Source organism: Mesorhizobium huakuii (assembly GCF_014189455.1).
GTDB classification, from domain to species: domain Bacteria; phylum Pseudomonadota; class Alphaproteobacteria; order Rhizobiales; family Rhizobiaceae; genus Mesorhizobium; species Mesorhizobium huakuii_A.
Genome location: NZ_CP050296.1, coordinates 4,575,360 through 4,593,196, shown reverse-complemented (window position 1 = coordinate 4,593,196; position 17,837 = coordinate 4,575,360). Strand labels below are relative to the sequence as shown.

16 protein-coding genes and 1 pseudogene are annotated in these 17,837 nt (G+C 63.8%); 4 read left to right on the top strand and 13 right to left on the bottom strand.

Annotated elements, in window-relative coordinates; genetic code table 11:
• The 3 genes from HB778_RS22150 to HB778_RS22140 are packed head-to-tail and all read left to right on the top strand — an operon-like array spanning position 1 to position 1,845.
• On the top strand, positions 1-330 hold the full coding sequence (locus HB778_RS22150; RefSeq protein ID WP_183456961.1) for an L-rhamnose mutarotase: 330 nt from the start codon (positions 1-3) through the stop codon (positions 328-330).
• Positions 323-1,399, top strand: coding sequence for a Gfo/Idh/MocA family protein (locus tag HB778_RS22145; RefSeq protein WP_183456960.1), 1,077 nt, complete (start codon positions 323-325; stop codon positions 1,397-1,399). The genes HB778_RS22150 and HB778_RS22145 overlap by 8 nt, the downstream gene beginning before the upstream one ends.
• Positions 1,396-1,845 carry a MaoC/PaaZ C-terminal domain-containing protein gene (locus HB778_RS22140; protein ID WP_183465185.1) on the top strand — a complete coding sequence of 150 codons (450 nt, stop codon included), beginning with the start codon at positions 1,396-1,398 and terminating at the stop codon, positions 1,843-1,845. The genes HB778_RS22145 and HB778_RS22140 overlap by 4 nt, the downstream gene beginning before the upstream one ends.
• Positions 1,846-1,856: 11 nt before the next feature.
• On the opposite strand, the gene HB778_RS41570 is transcribed toward HB778_RS22140, so the two are convergent.
• The 10 genes and pseudogenes from HB778_RS41570 to HB778_RS22095 form a co-directional block, all read right to left on the bottom strand.
• Positions 1,857-2,021 (bottom strand): hypothetical protein, encoded by a 165-nt coding sequence (locus HB778_RS41570; RefSeq protein ID WP_244661566.1) that lies wholly within the window; start codon positions 2,019-2,021, stop codon positions 1,857-1,859.
• Positions 1,997-2,653: an ABC transporter permease gene (locus tag HB778_RS22135; RefSeq protein ID WP_244661565.1), complete on the bottom strand. Its 657-nt coding sequence runs from the start codon at positions 2,651-2,653 to the stop codon at positions 1,997-1,999. Before HB778_RS22135 ends, HB778_RS41570 begins: the two co-directional genes overlap by 25 nt.
• A 2-nt stretch (positions 2,654-2,655) precedes the next feature.
• Positions 2,656-3,513, bottom strand: a complete 858-nt coding sequence (locus tag HB778_RS22130) for a 2-aminoethylphosphonate ABC transporter permease subunit (protein WP_183456959.1) — start codon at positions 3,511-3,513, stop codon at positions 2,656-2,658.
• Positions 3,506-4,651, bottom strand: coding sequence for an ABC transporter ATP-binding protein (locus HB778_RS22125; protein WP_183456957.1), 1,146 nt, complete (start codon positions 4,649-4,651; stop codon positions 3,506-3,508). Before HB778_RS22125 ends, HB778_RS22130 begins: the two co-directional genes overlap by 8 nt.
• A gap of 32 nt (positions 4,652-4,683) precedes the next feature.
• Positions 4,684-5,715 (bottom strand): 2-aminoethylphosphonate ABC transporter substrate-binding protein, encoded by a 1,032-nt coding sequence (locus tag HB778_RS22120; RefSeq protein ID WP_183456954.1) that lies wholly within the window; start codon positions 5,713-5,715, stop codon positions 4,684-4,686.
• Positions 5,716-5,970: 255 nt separating this feature from the next.
• Positions 5,971-6,981: a 2-hydroxyacid dehydrogenase gene (locus tag HB778_RS22115; RefSeq protein ID WP_183456952.1), complete on the bottom strand. Its 1,011-nt coding sequence runs from the start codon at positions 6,979-6,981 to the stop codon at positions 5,971-5,973.
• Positions 6,982-6,983: 2 nt separating this feature from the next.
• A complete protein-coding gene (pbfA, locus tag HB778_RS22110) occupies positions 6,984-8,342 on the bottom strand; it encodes a (R)-1-hydroxy-2-aminoethylphosphonate ammonia-lyase (RefSeq protein ID WP_183456950.1) in 1,359 nt (452 codons plus the stop codon).
• Positions 8,343-8,414: 72 nt separating this feature from the next.
• Positions 8,415-9,873, bottom strand: a pseudogene (gene phnY, locus HB778_RS22105) (phosphonoacetaldehyde dehydrogenase).
• 234 nt (positions 9,874-10,107) lie between these two features.
• Positions 10,108-11,364 (bottom strand): phosphonoacetate hydrolase, encoded by a 1,257-nt coding sequence (phnA, locus tag HB778_RS22100; RefSeq protein WP_183456948.1) that lies wholly within the window; start codon positions 11,362-11,364, stop codon positions 10,108-10,110.
• Positions 11,365-11,390: 26 nt separating this feature from the next.
• Positions 11,391-12,590 (bottom strand): 2-aminoethylphosphonate--pyruvate transaminase, encoded by a 1,200-nt coding sequence (locus tag HB778_RS22095; protein ID WP_183456946.1) that lies wholly within the window; start codon positions 12,588-12,590, stop codon positions 11,391-11,393.
• A 269-nt stretch (positions 12,591-12,859) separates the two neighbouring features.
• Between HB778_RS22095 and HB778_RS22090 the strand changes: the two genes are divergently transcribed.
• Positions 12,860-13,729, top strand: coding sequence for a LysR substrate-binding domain-containing protein (locus HB778_RS22090; protein WP_183456944.1), 870 nt, complete (start codon positions 12,860-12,862; stop codon positions 13,727-13,729).
• On the opposite strand, the gene HB778_RS22085 is transcribed toward HB778_RS22090, so the two are convergent.
• The 3 genes from HB778_RS22085 to HB778_RS22075 all read right to left on the bottom strand — a co-directional run bounded on the left by HB778_RS22085 (position 13,726) and on the right by HB778_RS22075 (position 17,831).
• Positions 13,726-16,203: a GcvT family protein gene (locus tag HB778_RS22085; protein ID WP_183456942.1), complete on the bottom strand. Its 2,478-nt coding sequence runs from the start codon at positions 16,201-16,203 to the stop codon at positions 13,726-13,728. The genes HB778_RS22090 and HB778_RS22085 overlap by 4 nt on opposite strands.
• 83 nt (positions 16,204-16,286) lie before the next feature.
• Positions 16,287-17,096 carry a DeoR/GlpR family DNA-binding transcription regulator gene (locus HB778_RS22080; RefSeq protein WP_244661995.1) on the bottom strand — a complete coding sequence of 270 codons (810 nt, stop codon included), beginning with the start codon at positions 17,094-17,096 and terminating at the stop codon, positions 16,287-16,289.
• Between the two features lie 54 nt (positions 17,097-17,150).
• Positions 17,151-17,831: a GntR family transcriptional regulator gene (locus HB778_RS22075; protein ID WP_244661564.1), complete on the bottom strand. Its 681-nt coding sequence runs from the start codon at positions 17,829-17,831 to the stop codon at positions 17,151-17,153.
• Positions 17,832-17,837: the final 6 nt, after the last annotated feature.

The following is a 17,837-nucleotide window of genomic DNA, read 5'->3' as shown; positions in this document are numbered from 1 at the left end:
ATGCAGCGGATGGGAATGGTGCTGGGGCTGAAGCCGGAAAAGGTCGAGGAGTATGTCCGCCTCCACGCCGCTGTCTGGCCCGACGTGCTGACCATGATCTCGACCTGCAACATCAAGAATTATTCGATCTATCTGAAGCGGCCGGAGAACCTGCTGTTTTCCACTTTCGAATATCACGGCACCGACTACGCCGCCGACATGGCCAAGATGGCGGCCGACCCGAGGACGCAGGAATGGTGGGCCGTCTGCATGCCGTGCCAGGAGCCGCTGGCGACCCGCAAGGAGGGCGAATGGTGGGCGAGCATGGACGAGGTCTTCCACCATGACTGAAGGCGGCTTCGACTCTGCCTCGCTCGTCCAGTCCTGGCCCAAACCCTCGACGCCTCGCCCTATCGTGACTTTCGGCGCCGGATCGATTGTCGGCGACGCGCATTTTCCGGCCTATCGCAAAGCGGGCTTTCCGATTGCCGGCCTCTACGATCCGGACCAGACCAAGGCGAACACCCTGGCCGCAAAATGGGGCGTGACGGCGTTCCGTTCGGTCGACGAAGCCGCAGCCACCAAGGACGCGATCTTCGATCTGGCGACGCCACCGGGACGGCACGCCAAGATCCTGAAAGCTCTGCCGGACGGTGCGGTCGTATTGATCCAGAAGCCGATGGGCAACTATCTCGGCGAAGCAACCGAAATCCTCGAAATATGCCGCACCAAGAAGCTTAAGGCGGCCGTGAACTTCCAGCTGCGCTTCGCACCGATGATGCTGGCGCTCAAGGATGCCATCGCCAAGGGCTGGCTCGGCGAGGTCGTCGACTTCGACGCCTGGCTGGCGCTGGCGACGCCGTGGGAATTGTGGGAGTTCCTGCTCAAGGCGCCGCGCGTCGAGATCGCCATGCATTCGATCCACTATCTCGACCTCATCAGGCAATTGCTCGGCGACCCCAAGGGCTTGCACGCCAAGACGCTCGGCCATCCCAACCACAAGGTGGCGCAGACGCGCACCAGCGCCATTCTCGATTATGGCGACACGGTGCGCTGCGCGCTGTCGATCAACCACGACCACAAATTCGGCCGCCGGCACCAGGCCTGCGAGTTCCGTATTTCCGGCACAGAGGGTGCGGCCTATCTCAAGCTCGGCCTCAACCTCGACTATCCCCGGGGCGAACCGGACATACTGGAGATCTATCCGAAGGGCGGGGCGGACTGGGTCAGTGTGCCGCTCGCCGGCGAATGGTTCCCCGACGCCTTCGTAGGGCGCATGGCCAATGTGCAGCGGTTCGCCGCGGGCGAAGACGACGAACTGGTCAGCTCGGTCGAGGACGCCTGGAACACGATGGCGCTGGTGGAAGCCGCCTATAAATCGAGCGCGGCGCCGGCGACGCCTATCGCAGAAAGACCCTGATGGAACAGATCACTTATTTCGAGGACTACGAGATCGGCTCTTCGCGGCTGACCAGCGGCCGCACCATCACCGAGACCGACTTCATCGTCCATGCCGGCCACACCGGCGACTTCTTCCCGCATCATATGGACGCCGAGTACATGAAGACGACGCCGTTCGGCCAGCGCATCGCGCATGGCACGCTGGTGTTTTCCGTCGGCATCGGGCTGACGGCAAGCATCGTCAACCCGGTCGCCTTTTCCTATGGCTATGACCGGCTGCGCTTCATCAAGCCGGTGTTCATCGGCGACACGATCCGCACGCGCACCACGATCACGGCCAAGGAAGACGATCCAAAACGGCCGGCTTCCGGGCGGGTGATCGAACGCTGCAAAGTGATCAACCAGCGCGGCGAGGTCGTGCTGGCGGCCGACCACATCTACATCGTCGAACGCAAGCCGGCCTAACGAAGTCCGCGCTATGCGCCGGTGGCGCGCTTCGTAATGCGCTCCAAGCCGAGCAGCAGGACTAGCGTCGCCGCCACCAGGATCATGGTGAGCGCTGCTCCGGCAAAGATGTCGCCACGATCGGTGAGGCTGAAGATCGACACCGGCAGCGTCACCCAGCCCGGCGGATAGACCATGACGGTGGCGCCGAGTTCCCCATCGACAGCGCGAAGCTCAGGCCGAAAGCGGCGACCAGATAGGGCGCGAGCAGCGGCAGCGTGACATGCCAGAGCCGATAGGCGGGCCGCGCGCCGAGGCTTGATGCGACCTGTTCAAAGTCGGGCGACAGCCGCGCCAAGCCGGCCGAGACATTGCCGAAGGTGAAGGCCGAGATCAGCACGAAATGCGCGATCATGACGATCGCGATCGTGCCGTTGAGCAGCAGCGGCGGATGGCTGAACGCCACCAGCAGGCCAAGGCCGACGGACACGGAAGGCACCGCGCTTGGGATGAAAAAGAGCAGGCCCAGCAGGCGCTTTAGGGCTGGCCCCTGAAGGCGAAGCGAAAGGGCTGCCCAGGTGCCGCTGACCAGCGCCAGCGCGCTGGCCAGGAAGCCGGTGATCAGGCTCGCCTTCACCGAATTCCAGGCCGCGCCGCGGACGACATCGGTGTAGTGCTCCGTCGTCAGGCCATTGGGCAGCACACCGTTCCACTGGTCGGCGAGGCTGGACAGGAGAATGACCGCTAGCGGCGCCAGGAACAGCACGCCGAAGATCAGCGCGAAAAGCACCCACAGCACGATGCGACTCGGGCGCGACCAGACCAGCATGGCTACACCCCCAACCGGCCGGCGGCGAAACGGTAGAGGCCGAACAGACCGAGCGACAGCGCGATGTTGACCACGGCGATGATGCAGGCGACCTGGTAGGCCGATTCCTGGATCGCCTTGCCGTAGATCAGCAACGGCAGCGTGATGACGCCCTTGGCGCCGATGAACAGCACGATGCCGAATTCGTTGACGGTCAACAGCAGGCAGAGGCTGCCGCCGGCGATGAGCGCGGGAATTGCGGCCGGGAGGATGACCTGACGCACGATACGGAACGGCCGTGCGCCAAGCAGGCTCGCCGCTTCGATCTGGCCGCGATCGACCAGCGAGAAGGCGGCAAGCAGCGGCCGCAGGATGAAGGGCGTGTAGACGGTGACTTCGGCCAGCACGACGCCCCAGGTCGAATAGAGGAAATCGACGGGCGGCAGCGGCAGCGAGAAGGTCTCCATGAGCCCGGCGTTGAGCATGCCGGCGGAGCCGTAGAGGAAGGTGAAAGCGAGCGTCACCAGGAAGGTCGGCAGCGCGATGAAGGTGTCGATCAGCCGGGCGATGAAGCCGCTGCCGGGGAAAGGCACGAAGGCGAGGATCAGCGCCAGCACGAGGCCGACGATCAGGCATCCGGCCGTCGCCGTGACCGAGATCGTCACCGTGTTGATCAGCGCGTTGAGGAAGAAGCGCGAATGCAGCACGCGAAAAATCTCGGCGGCATTGGCGACACCACTGTCGTCGAGGAAGGCCTGCCGGGTAATCAGCGCCAGGGGGTAGAAGAACAGCAGCGCCAGCAGGGCCACCGGCGGCACGATCCAGAACTTGCCGGGCTCCCTCCGGATCGCCGGCGCGCGAAGAGCGACAGCCTCAGACACCGGCGTCTTCCGGAAGCAGCGAGGTGTCGGCGGGCGCGAAGAACAGCGGCACCTTGGCGCCGGGTTCGGGCAGCGCGATCGGCAGTTTGGTTGCCGAGACACGCACCGGCGTGCCGTCGACATCGAGCACCAGATGGGTGAGTTCACCCTGCCAGTGCACTTCCCGCAACGTGCCGACGATGCGGTTAGTGTGCTCTGCATCGGCCGTCAGGCTGAGATGCTGCGGCCTGATGCAGAGCAGGCTCTTGTCGCCTTCCTTCTCGTCACGGCCGGCGCCGGTGAGCACCGCGTCGCCATGCCTTGCCGTGGCAAGGCCCTTCGAGCCAACAGGCTCGGCAATTGTCACCGGCAGGAGGTTGGCGCGGCCGAGGAACTCGGCGGTGAAGCGGTTCGGCGGGCGGCGGTAGAGTTCCGTCGTCGGTCCATGCGAACAGACCCTGCCGTCGCGCATGATGGCGATCTTGTCGGCAAGCGTCAGCGCCTCGGTCTGGTCGTGGGTGACGTAGAGGATGGTCAGGCCCGGCAGGCTGCGGTGCAGGCGAGCGATCTCCTCGACCATGTTGCGGCGTATCTGCGCGTCGAGCGCCGACAGCGGCTCGTCAAGCAGGAGCACGCGCGGCCGCACGGCAAGAGCGCGGGCAATCGCGACACGCTGCTGCTGGCCGCCCGAAAGCTCGCGGGGATAACGCCGGGAAAAAGTCGCCATGCCGACCGTGGCGAGCGCATCCTTGACCCGTTCGCCGATCAACGCCTTGTCGGCGCCTTGTGCCCGCAGGCCGAAGGCGACGTTGTCTTCGACCCGCATATGCGGAAACAGCGCGTAGTTCTGCACCACCATGCCGAGGCCGCGTTCGTACGGCGGCAGGTCGGTGACGTCTGTGGCGCCGATGCGGATGCGGCCGCTGGCCGGCCGCACGAAGCCGGCGACGGCGCGCAAGGCGGTGGTCTTGCCGGAACCCGACGGGCCGATCATCGCCAGGATTTCGCCGGGCGCGATATCCAGGGTCAGCGGGTGCAGCACGACATGCGCGCCATAGGCGACGCTGACCTTGTCGAAGTGGACATTGGAACCGGCGCCGCGAATTTTCGCGGCGTCGATGTCCATGACACTGGTACCAGTGAAGGCGACGGCCGACATGGCGGGGCTCTCCGGATGGTTTCCTTTGGAGGTCAGCTTCCGGTCGCTTCGTTCCACTTCTTGACGTAGTCGGGCAGCTTGCTCAGCGCCTCGTCCCAGTTCGGCGACCAGATGGTCAGGCCCTTCATCGCCTCCTGCAGCTTGGCGAAGTTGGCGTCGGACGGCGTCACGTCCTTGCGGGCGGGCACGCCGATGGCAATCGAGCTGACCGTCGACTGGGCTTCCTTGGCGAGCAGGAAGTCGATCAGCTTCTTGCCGTTGTCGCCATTGGGCGCGCCGGTGACCAGGCCGATTTCATAGGGCAGCGCGAAGGTGGAACGCACGCCGTCAGGTCCCGCCGGCCAGAACACCTTGATGTTCGGGTTATCGGCCATCTGCGACATGTTCATCTGCAGATCGCCATTGGCGACGTGCAGTTCGCCCTTGTTGACCAGTGCGGTCAGCTTGCCGGTCGAGGCTGAGGGACCGACATTGTTGTCCTGCAGCTTCTTCATGAATTCGAAGCCCGCATCCTCGCCGCCGAAAGCATGGATGACCTGCAGCATGACGGCGGTGCCGTCACCGGCCTGGCCGGGGGTCGAATACTGGATCTTGCCCTTGAATTTGGGATCGAGCAGGTCGTTGTAGCTCTTCGGCGCTTCCGACAGCACGGCGCTGTTGTAGATGAAGTTCATGTAGTTGTTGACCAGCGGCCGGTACTTGTCAGTGCCGCCGTCGATCTGGTCGGCGCCTGCCGGCTTGTAGTCCTGCAGCAGACCGTCGGCGGCGGCGCGCTGGACGAAGGGCGGCAAGGTCACCAGCACGTCGGCCTGCGGGTTCGACTTTTCCTTGGCGACGCGCTCGACGACCCCGCCGGAGCCTGCCTCGATATACTGCACGGTGATGCCGGTGGCCTTGGTGAAGGCGGCGAATTCGGTCTCGTACCAGCTGCCATTGCCGTCATGCAGGCCGTCGGCGGAATAGATGGTGACGACACCGTCGGCGAAAGCCGGTCCGGTGAGAGCCGACGACGCCAGCAGCGACGCGGCGAAGGCCATAGCGATGGTTGCATTGCGCGATTTCATGGATCAGTTCCCCTGTGATTGTTGGCACATTCTGCGATGCACTAGGACCGACCGGCTTCGGGTCTCTGGCGGACGTTGAGCCGACTGGATGTCGTTGTTGCGCCAACTCTGGGGACTGATGATCGATAAGTAAAATCTATTTATTTTATGACAGGCAAACTTCTTCTGATGTTTGTCATGGAACTGTCGCACAGATGTCGCGGGCGCGATTTTGGCTACGCGGAAGGCGTCTATCAGTTTGAAAAATCAGGGATATCAGCTGAATGAAACGCCCGATGTCTGCGCCCGCAAACGCGGATCATGCGAGCGGATGGTCACCGGGCGACCGTCAAGGATCTCGAAGCAGCGCGCGAGCGTGTCGTCTTCGAGCCGGCGCATCGCCTCATGCGTGAAGAAGGTGAGATGCGGAAACAGGATCACATTGTCGCGATCGAAAAGCGCGCTCATCGGATGACCTGACCTGGCCAGCGGCTCGACCGAATAGACGTCGAGCCCGGCGCCGCCGATACGGCCGGCGACAACAGCCTCGACAAGCGCCGTCTCATCGATGAGGGCACCGCGCGAGACGTTGACGATGATGGCGGAAGGCTTCAGGCAGGCGAGTTCCGTCTTGCCGATCAGGCCGCGCGTCTTGTCGTTCAACACACAATGGATCGAGACAAAATCGCAGACGCGCAGCATGGCTTGCAGGTCGTCGACCTTCTCGATGCCGGCGGCGTGCATGGTTGCGGCATCGACACCGGGATCGAAGCCGAGAACCCGGGCATGAAACCCTTGGCCTGCCATGCGTGCCATGCTGCGGCCGATCTTGCCGCAGCCGACTAGCCCGAGCGTGGTGCCGGAAATGTCGCGCCCGAGCCAGCACTGCGCGGGCCAGACCCAGCCATCGCGCGACACCGCCGCCGTGATCGCCGGCAGCCGCTTGGCCAGCGCGATCATCAGGGCGAAGGCGCCCTCAGCGACGGTTTCCTCGGCGTATTCCGGCACGTTGGCGACAGGGATGCCGCGCCGCATGGCGGTAGGAATGTCGATGGCGTCGATGCCGACGCCGTATTTAACGATGCCCTTCAATTTCGGCGCTGCATCGATCACCCGCGCCGTGATCGGTGTGTAGCACATCAGGAGAAGATCGGCGTCGGCAATGGCCTCTATGAGATCGGCTTCGAAAATGCCGTCCGGCAGCGTCACCAACTCAACGCCCCTCGCCCGCAGACCGGCGTCGATGCCGGGGCATTCGAGCTCCTGGTCGGTGCGCACGGCCTTCATGGTCAGGCCGCCAGCACGGCGCGCTCGACAATGTCGAGGGCGCGGTCGAGATCGGCTTTCGAGATAACCAGCGGCGGCGACAGCGTCAGCACATTGCCATGGCTGACCTTGAAGCTTAGGCCCTGCTCCAGGCAGGCATAGAAAACCCGCTCAGCAAGCTCGCGCGCCGGCTGCCGCGTGGCGCGATCCTCGACCAGTTCGACGCCGACCATGAGCCCCCTACCCCTGACGTCGCCGACATGAGGCGAGCGCGCCATCAGATCCTGCATGCGTCCCAGCATATGTTGGCCGAGTTCGGCCGACCGTTCGACCAGCCCTTCCTCCAGGATGATGTCGATGGTGGTCAGGGCGGCGCGCGTCGTCACTGGGTTCTTTTCGTGGGTGTAGTGACCGATAGCGAAGCCCCCGGTGACATCGAGCTCGCGACGCGCGATGACGGCGGCGATCGGCAGGATGCCGCCGCCAAGCGACTTGCCGAGAACGACGATGTCGGGTGTCACGCCATCATGCTCATGGGCGAAGAATTTTCCTGTTTTGCCGAGGCCGGTGGGGATCTCGTCGAAGATCAGCAGCGTGCCATGCCGGTCGCAGGCCTCGCGCACCCGTTTCCAGAAGCCGGACGGCGGTGGATTGGGCGTCGCCCGCATCGGCTCGGCGACGACCGCCGCCACGTCCTGCTCGCGGCCGAGCACGTAGGCAATCATGTTGGCGCAGGCGAGACCCGATGCTTCGAGGGAATCGTGGCCGTATGGGCAGCGATAGCCGTCCCAGGGCGCGACATGCTCGGTGCCGGTCATCATCGGGCCTGATATGTGCGAGCGGAAGGTGGCTTCGCCGCCGACGCTGGCAGCACCAAACCCAGCGCCATGAAACGCATCCCAGAACGACACCGTCTTGAAGCGACCGGTCGCGGCGCGCGCGATCTTCAGCGCCACCTCGATGGCATCCGAGCCGCCGGTGGTGAACAGCACCTTGCCGAGATCGCCCGGAGCAAGTGCCGCCAGTTTCTCGGCCAACTCGACCGCGGGTTCGCAGGTGAAGCGGCGCGGCGCGAAGCAGAGGTCATCAAGCTGCTTCTTGATCGCCGCCACCAATTTGGGATGACCGTAGCCGAGGTGATGCACGCTGTTGCCGTGGAAGTCCATGAAGCGGCGGCCAACGGTGTCCTCGATCCAGATGCCTTCCGCCTTGGCGATCGTCGACAGGCACGGGCTGGACAGGCTCTGGTGCATGAAGGCGGCGGCATCGCGGTCAAGCAGGCCGCGGATGCGGGGATCGTCCTGGCCGGCATCCCAGCCGCCGCGCGCGGCCGTCGTGTTGGAATCGCCCTCGGTATGCACAAGTTCTTTGATCGCGGCCATCACCGTCTCCGAAACGCGAATGAGGGAGCGTCGGCCGCCCCCTCGGTTGGTCTGCCAGTTGCTATGGCCCGGTCACGACCAAGGCAGTGAAAATGTCTTCACATTGGTGTAGCTCTTCATCGCCTCGATGACGCCTTCCTTGTAGCCATTGCCGCTGTCCTTGATGCCGCCGAAAGGCGACATCTCGATCCGGTAGCCCGGCACTTCCCAGATGTTGACGGTGCCGACCTGCAGGCCGGCAATGTATTTTTGCATGCGCGGAAAGGAGTTGGTGCAGACGCCCGACGACAGGCCGAAGGCCGTCGAATTCGACAGCGCGATCAGCGCCTCGTCATCGTCCGGAGCGCGCACGATTGGGATGATCGGCCCGAACGTCTCTTCCATCACCAATTCGGATGTGTGCAGGACGCGATCGACGACGATCGGCGGCAGCAGCGCGCCCTGGCGGCCGGGATTGTAGAGGATGTCGGCGCCCTGTTCGGCGGCCATGTGGACACGGGCCTCGAACAGTGTCGCCGCCTTCTCGTGCACGACGGTGCCGAGATCGGTCGAGCGGTCCATCGGATCGCCGAAGCGGATCCTTTTCGCCCGTTCCAGCACCAGCGGCACGAAGCGGTCGGCGACGCTTTCCTGGACGAGGATGCGCTTGACCGCGGTGCAGCGTTGGCCGGAGTTCTTCGTCGCTCCGGCCACTGCCAGGTCCGCCGCCTTTGCCAGATCCTCGTCCGACAAATCGTTGAGGATGATCAGCGGATCGTTGCCGCCGAGTTCAAGCACCTGGCGCTTGTAGCCGGCGGTGCGGGCGATCATCTTGCCGACCGGCACGCCGCCGGTGAAGGTGATCAGATCGATGTTCTCGTTGGTGATCATCTCGTTGCCGATCTCGGCCGGCCAGCCGGTCACCACCGACAGCATTTCCGGCGGCAGGCCGGCTTCGTAGAGAATATCGGCCAGAAGCAGCGCCGTCATCGGCGTCAATTCGGTCGGCTTGACCACCACGCAATTGTTGGTGGCAATCGCCGGCGCCACCTTGTGCGAGACCATGTTGAGCGGATGGTTGAACGGGGTGATCGCCGAGATCGCCTTCAGCGGCTCGCGCGTGGTGAAGATCTTGCGCGCCTTGCCGTGCGGGGGTGAGATCGCAAGAGAATATCTGGCCGTCGTCCTGGATGCACATCTGCGCCGACAGCGTGAACACGTCATAGGCGCGGCCGACCTCATAGAGCGAGTCGGTCTTGGAGATGCCGAGTTCCAGCGTGATGAGATCGGAGATTTCTTCGCGGCGCGAGGCCAATGCCTCCGCCGTGCGAAACAGGATCTGCTGGCGCTCGTAGCGCGTCAGCTTCGATCTGTAACCGGCGGCGATTTCGAAGGCTTGTCGCGCATGCTCGGCGCGGCCGGCCGGCACGGTGCCGATCACGGTGTCGTTCCAGGGGTATCGCACCTCGACGACGCCGTCGGCATCGACCTTCCTGCCGGCAATACGCATCGGCTCGTGGCGAACTTTGATGGCAGGGTCAAGCTTGGTCATGGGCTCTGCTCCAGCAGATTTTTGGGTACGTCGCGGCGGAGGATCGACCCCCACTCCGGCCCTTCGGGCCACCTCTCCCCCGATCGACGGGGGAGAGGAAATCAGGCGAGGTCAGCGCCCCAACGGTTCCAGGCCAAGCTGCAGCTAGCTCTGGCGCCTTTCCTCTCCCCCGTCGATCGGGGAGAGGTGCCGAGCGAAGCTCGGCGGAGTGGGGGTCGACAATCACGCTCGGCATCAAGCCAGTGCCGCCGCCATCGTCGCGTAGTAGAAGGCGTCGAAATTGCGCAGCGTCGGCTCATTCGGTAGCTCCGGCAGCACGCGGTTGACGATGAACGGCACTTCCTGCTCGGTCAGGCCGCCATGCGAGCGCAGCGGTTCGTTGAGGGCCGCCAGATCGTGGCGATGTTCGCTGGTACCAATGGTCTTGTTCTCGGTCGAGATCAGCACGATGTCGCCGATGCGGTCGGCCGGCAGTTCGAAGCGCTCGCATGCGGTCGGGCTGTCGACGACAAGCATGATGCCGTCGATCTTGGCCAGCCGCGTCATGATAGCAGCCTGATCCGCGCCGGCCGGAAGATAGGCGGTGGCAAAGGAACCAAGCGCGCCGTGATGCACGACATAGGGATCGGTGATCGGCAGGATGACCCGGGCCGCGTCCTTGCCCAGCCATTCGTCGAGCAGGTCCTGGACATAGACGACGTCGGGCGAACCATCAGCCTTGTGCTTGGGTTTCATGCCATGGTCGGCGGTGACGACGATGGCCGCGCCCAGCGCATCGAGTTCGGTCAGGTATTTGTCGAACATTTCGTAGAAGGCGTTGGCCTGGGGTACGCCGGGCGCGTATTTGTGCTGCACATAGTCTGTCGTCGTCAGGTACATGATGTCGGGGCGGAACTCCCTGAGCAGTTGGACGCCGGCGGCAAAGACGAATTCCGAAAGCTCGGCCGAATAGACCTCCGGCACCGGCAGGCCGAAATGCTTGGAGGCATTGTCGATGCCGTGTTCTGCGACAGTCGTGGTGTCCGACTTTTCCGCCGAGAAGCACAGAGCGCGGCCCTCGTCGAAACCCAGACCCTTGCCAAGCAGCGCGCGCAATTTATCCTTGGCGGTGACCACGGCAACCTTGGCGCCGGCATCGTAGAAGGCCTGGAAGATGGTCAGCGCGCGCAAGAAGCGCGGGTCGTTCATCATCACTTCCTTGCCGGTCTCACGCTCGTAGAGGTAGTTGCCGCAAATGCCGTGCACGGACGGCGGACGGCCGGTAGCGATCGACAGATTGTTGGGGTTGGTGAAGCTCGGAATGACCGAGTGGGCAAAACGCACCGTGCCCTTCTCCTTGATCCTGGCCAAAGCCGGCATCAGCCCGGCTTTGATCGCTTCGTCGAGATAGGCCGGCTCGCAACCGTCGAGACAGATGGCGATGGCCGGCACGCGCGGCCAGGCGTAGGTGCGGCCGTTGACGGCGACGTTGATGGGAGACATCTGGTTCATCGGAATTCCTTCGAAATAGTGCCGCTTCAGGCGGCGAGTTTGGCGCGTTCGGCGATTGCCGCGGCGGGTGGAGCAGCGGTGTCGACGCCCATTTCATGAAGCGAGAAAGCTGCCGCCTCGACGACGCGGCGCATGACATGTTCGTCCATCTGGCCGATGCAGCCGACGCGGAAGGAATCCACCACCGTCAGTTTGCCCGGATAGATGATGAAGCCCTTGTCCTTCATCAGCTCGTAGAAGCGGTCGAAGGCGAAATTGGCGTGGGCCGGATTGAAGAAGGTGACGATGATCGGCGAGAGCCAGCGATCCTTGAGCAAGGTCTCGAAGCCGAGTTCGCGCATGCCGGCCACCATGACGTCGCGGTTCCTGACATAGCGGGCGCCACGGCCGGCGACGCCGCCTTCGGCCTCGTGCTGGCGCAGCGCTTCCAGGAAGGCGGCGACGACATGGGTCGGCGGCGTGTAGCGCCACTGGCCGGTCTTGTTCATGTGCGCCCACTGTGCATGGACGTCGAGCGACAGCGAATGGCTGCGGCCCTTGGCGGCTTCCAGCTCGCTCTTGCGGGCAATGATGAAGCCGAAACCCGGCACACCCTCGATGCATTTGTTGGCGGAGGAGACCATCGCCTCGTAGCGGATCTCGTTGACGTCGAGCGCGACGGCGCCGAAGGCGCTCATGGAGTCGACCAGCAGTTTGCGGCCCTTGGCATGGACGGCTTCGGCAATCTCGGCGACGGGGTTCAAAATGCCGGAGCTGGTCTCGCAATGGATGGCAATGACATGGGTGATCGCGGGGTCGGCCTCAAGCGCGGCCGCCACCTCGTCGCCGCGTGGCGGCAGGTAGTCGCCCTTGTCGATCAGCGTATAGGCGCGGCCGAGATATTGCATGGTCTGCGCGGCGCGCAGGCCGTAAGCGCCATTGGCCAGCACCAGCACCTTGCCCTCCCTGGGTACGAACGAACCCAGCATCGCCTCGACACAGAAGGAGCCGCTGCCTTGCATCGGCACGCAGTCGAATTCGTCTTTCGTGTCGCCCGTCAGCGCCAAAAGGCGGTGGCGCATCTCGGCGGTCATGCCGCGAAAATCGCCGTCCCACGATCCCCAGTCGCGCAGCATCGCCTGCTTGACCGAATAGGCGGTGGTGAGCGGACCCGGGGTCAGCAGATAGGGCTCGCCCAGCGCCGGACTGGCCAGCGGCTCCGCGGCAAATTTCGTCTCGGCGCGCATGGTGTCCTCCGACAGATCGCTGCTTTTTGATGCGGCCTTATTCTTGGCCGAAACGACATATTTGTAAAATCGTTATTTTGTATCGAAGTATCGATTTTCACGATGGTCGAGTGAACCACCCAGTGCAAATTGCATCCCGGTCATGACACGGTTGTGAAGCCGGATAAGTTCGCTTTTTAGCATAAGCTAAATCGTTCGTTTCGGCCTTCAGGAAATCTGGCCTTATGATAGGCTGACTCACGATTCCGATGTGTCGAAGGTGAAGACGAATGCGCTACGTTCAGCTGCGAGCCTTTCATCAGGTGGCCATCTCCGGCGGTTTTTCACGGGCTGCCGAAGCGCTGTTCCTGACCCAACCGGCCATATCCGACCAGGTACGCAAGCTAGAGGAAGAGTATGATGTCCTGCTGTTCAACCGGAACAAGAAGCAGGTCACGTTGACCCATTCGGGCCAGAAGCTGCTCGAAATAACCCACCGTATGTTCGATACCGAACAGCAGGCACTCGAACTGCTGACGGAGTCGCGCGCTCTGCGCTCGGGCACGCTGCGCATCGTTGCGGACGCCGCGCACCATCTGCTGCATATTCTCGGCAGTTTCCGGGCCCGCTATCCCGGCGTGCAGGTTTCGGTACGGGCGGGGAACACCGAGACGGTGATCAGCAGCCTCTACAGTTACGACGCCGACATTGGTGTCTTGGGCGAGGTGCCGACGGGGCGCGACTTCGAGGTGTTGAAACTCAATTCGACGCCGATCATCGCCTTCGCCTCCGTCGATCATCCGCTGGCGGGCAAGAAATCGCTGACCCTCAAGCAACTCGCGCAGGAATCGCTGGTCATGCGCGAGCGGGGCTCGAAGACGCGTCAGAAACTCGAAGACCTCGCCGCGGCATCGAAGGTTGAATTGAGGCCGGTGATCGAGGCCGAAGGCCGCGAGGCCGTCCGCGAGATCGTCGCCTCGGGTGCCGGCATCGGCTTCGTCTCGGCGGCCGAGTTCGGCCAGGATTCGCGACTGGTGCCGATCGCCATCGACGCCCCCGAGACCTTGATGGACGAAGCGCTGATCTGCCTGCGCGAACGTAGCGGCGGCAAACTGGTGCGCGCCTTCCTCGACATGGCAAGGTCGATGTCGGCGGACTAAGCGGCCGCCCTGATCTCCACGACATCCGCCTTCACCCGCTCCGACTTCGGATCGTAGGGGCTGCGCAGGTGCGCTGTCGCGGCATGCCGCACACCCGCAAGGTCGATCTCGAAACGGCCGCCGGCGAGGAACACGGCGTCGACACCGGCTTCATTCTCGATCAGCCCGAGCGCCACCGAGCGGCCGAGCGTGTGGCCATAGGCGGCCGAACGAACCTCGCCCACCGGCTTGCCGTCACCCAGGATCAGTTCGCCGCCCCACAGCATCGGTTCGGCATCGTCGAGCGTGAACAGCACGATCCGCTTTGCCGGAGTCGACGACGACTTTGCCTCTACCAGCGCATCGCGGCCGATGAAACCGCCTGGCTTGTCCATGGCGACGGCGAAGCCAAGCCCGGCCTGCCAGGGGTTGATGTCAGGCGTCAATTCCCTGCCCCAGGCGCGAAAACCCTTTTCGATGCGCAAGGCATCGAGCGCATAGTAGCCGGCGTCAACCAGCCCGAACTCACGGCCCGCCTCATGCAGCGCCTCGTAGACGCCGACGGCGAATTCAGTCGGCACGATCAGTTCCCAGCCCAGTTCGCCGACATAGGTCATGCGGTTGGCATAGGCGGTGGCGTAGCCGATATCGATCTCGCGCATAGTCGCGAAGGGAAAGCCCGTATTGGAAAGATCCGCCGACGACAATTTGCCAAGGAGATCGCGCGAGCGCGGCCCCATCACAGCCAATACAGCATAGGACGAAGTGACGTCGGTCAGGATCGCATGGGCGTCGGACGGGATGTTCTTGACGATCCAGTCTGCGTCGTGGACCGCCTGCGCGGAGCCGGTGACGATGAGAAATTTTTCTGCGGCAAGCCGCATCACCGTGAGATCGCTTTCGTAACCGCCGCGCACATTGAGCACGCCTGTATAGACCGACGTGCCGACCGGCACATCGATGTTGCCGGCGCAGATCCGGTTGAGCATGGCGCAGGCGTCGTGGCCCTGGACGAGGAGCTTGGCGAAGGAGGTCTGGTCGAAGATGGCGACGGCTTCGCGCGTTGCCCTCATTTCGCGCCGTACCGCCTCGTGCCAGTTCTGGCGGCCGAAGGCGTAGTTGTTCTCCGCCTTCTCGCCTGGAGCGGCAAACCAGTTGGCGCGCTCCCAGCCCATTTTTGAACCGAAGCAGGCGCCCTTGGCGGCCAGCCGATCATAGAGCGGCGAGCGGCGAAACGGCCGTGCGGTATCCAGCTCGCGGTTCGGCCAAGGCATGGCGTAATGCAGGCCGAGCGTCTCCTTGACCCGGTCATGCAGCCAGCGCGGATTGTTGTTGAAGGCGGCGAAGCGCCTGATGTCGACCGGCCACAGATCCATGGTCGGCGCGCCGTTGACGATCCATTCGGCCAGCGCCCTGCCCGCACCGCCGGCGCTGGCTATGCCCATCGAGTTGAAGCCGGCGCCGACATAGAAATTCTTCAGTTCCGGCGCTTCGCCGAGGATGAAATTGTTGTCGGGCGTAAAGCTTTCGGGGCCGTTGTAGAATTTCTTGACCGCGGCCTGCGCCAGCTGGGGCACACGGACCAGCGCGTTTTCCATCAGGATCTCGAACTGGTCCCAGTCGTCCGGCAGTAACGCGAACTCGAAATTTTCGGGAATGCCGTTCATGCCCCACGGCTTGGCATGCGGCTCGAAGCCGCCCATCACCAGGCCGCCGACCTCTTCCTTGAAGTAGATGAAGCCGTCGGGGTCGCGCATGACCGGCAAGTCCGGATGCACACCCTCGATCCGGCCGGTGACGATGTACATGTGTTCGGCCGAGTGCAGCGGCACCGAGACGCCGCACATCAGCCCGACCTTGCGCGCCCACTGGCCGGCGCAGTTGACGACGATTTCCGAAGCGACGTTGCCGCGATCGGTCTCGACGCCGCAGGCGACACCATTCCTGACACTGATGCCGGTGACCTTTACCCGCTCGAAGATTTTGGCGCCGCGGTTGCGCGCGCCCTTGGCCAGGGATTGCGTGAGGTCCGTCGGGTTGGCTTTGCCGTCGCCTGGCAGCCAGACGGCACCAACCAGATCGTCGGTCGCCATCACGGGCCAGAGATCAGCGGCCTCCCTGGGCGAGATGACGTCGATCTCCACGCCCTGTGCGCGCGCCGAGGCGGCCGTGCGCTTCAGCACGGTCATTCGATCGGCCGTTCGCGCCACGGACAGCGAGCCGCAATTCTTCCAGCCGGTGGCAAGCCCCGTCTCGGCCTCCAGCTCGCTGTAGAGCTGCGTTGAATATCGGATCAGGCTTGTCATGTTGGAATGGCTGCGCAACTGCCCGACAAGGCCGGCGGCGTGCCAGGTGGTGCCGCCACTGAGCTGGCCTTGCTCGAGCAGCACGACATCGGTCCAGCCGAGCTTGGTCAGGTGATAGGCGACAGAGCAGCCGATAATGCCGCCGCCGACAATGACAATTCGAGCCTGGGTGGGAAATTCATGTGCCATGAGCGTTCCGCCATTTGAAGGGATGGCGGGCACACTAACACAGAAAAACCAAATATCAACTCAAAATGTCACAAAATATCACATCAAGCAACGATGAGTTCTGGCCCCTTTTGCGAAAGCGCCTCGGCAAGGGCGGGTTCGGGACTGGCGTCGACGATCACCCCGGCAGCGCGTTCGAAATTCGGAACCCTGAGCGGCGTCAGCTTGCCGAACTTGCTGCTGTCGAGGACGAAATAGGCCTTCCCCGCGAGCGCGATCATGCGGCCGCGTTGCTCGGCGCCGGCGCGGGTGAAGTCGGTGACCTCGCCGTCGGGGGACAGGGCGCCGCCACCGAGAAAAGCGATGTCGACGCGAAAGCGGGCCATGGCATCGAGCGTGTCGATACCGGAGGCTGCCTCCTCGCCCGGATCGATTTCGCCGCCCAGCATGTGCACGCGTATGCCCGGGACATGGCAAAGATGCAGCGCAATCTTCAGGCTGGCGGTGCAGATGGTGAGATCGCGCAGTCCGGCCATGGCCTGCGCAACGGCCAAGGTGGTGGTGCCGGAATCGAGAAAGACCACCATGCCATCCCTGACCAGGCTGGCGGCCGCCTTGCCGATCGCCGCCTTGCCACCGGCATTTTCCTGGCTGCGCAGGCTCATTGCCGGTTCGCTCGGTTCGAAGCGGGCGGCACCGCCATGCACGATGCCGAGCCTGCCCTGGTCAGAAAGCAGCTTCAGGTCACGGCGGATGGTTTCCCGCGACACGTCGAAGAACTCGGCCAGTTCGGCGACACTGACGGAACCCTGGGCGCTCAGCCGCCTCAGGATCTCGTCGTGGCGGCGCGGGGCAAGGCGCGCGCTGGCAGGCGACTGACGGGAGACATGGCGATCCTCGTGTCGAGCATTGATGTTGCAATATGTGGCAGCGAACCCAGATAGACGCAACCGCGCCTCCGGCCAGGCTTAGGGCTTCCGCGACAGGCCGCCGCCCCCAATCGCCTTGACGAGCGTCTCGCTGCCTTCGCGAAGGTGCTGCCGCAGAATGCTCACGGCTTTCTTGCCGTCGCGCTGGCGGCAGGCGGCCAGCAGGTCGCGATGCTCGTTCTGCGAGCGGGTGCGGTAGTCGAGGTTCGACAGCAGGATGCGGACATAGCGATCGGCGGCGTTGTGATGCGCCTCGATCAGGCCGAGCAGACGCTGGTTGCCGCAGGCATGATAGAGCGACAGGTGAAAGGTCCGGTTCAGCGCGCCCCAGCGACCGACATTGCGCTCGGCATCGATCTGGTCGAGCACCTGTTCGGCTTCATCGAGCTTGCCTTCTGACAGGGTAGGCACGGACAGCCGTAGCGCCTCGCATTCGAGAAGTTCGCGCACGGCATAGATTTCGCTGATTTCGGCGCCGTCCATCCGGGCGACATGCGCGCCCTTGGTCGGATGGATAGAGACAATGCCCTCGGCCTCCAGTTGGCGAAGCGCGTCACGGATCGGCATGCGGCTGAAGCCGAATTGCTCGGCCAGTTCATCCTGCCGCAAAGCGGTGCCAGCCTTCAGCGCCCCACTGGCAATGGCTTCGCGCAGGACGTTGGCGACCTGCTCCGCCACCGTCTGCGGCCTCTCGATCAGGCTTTCGGAAAATCCGCGCAATCGATG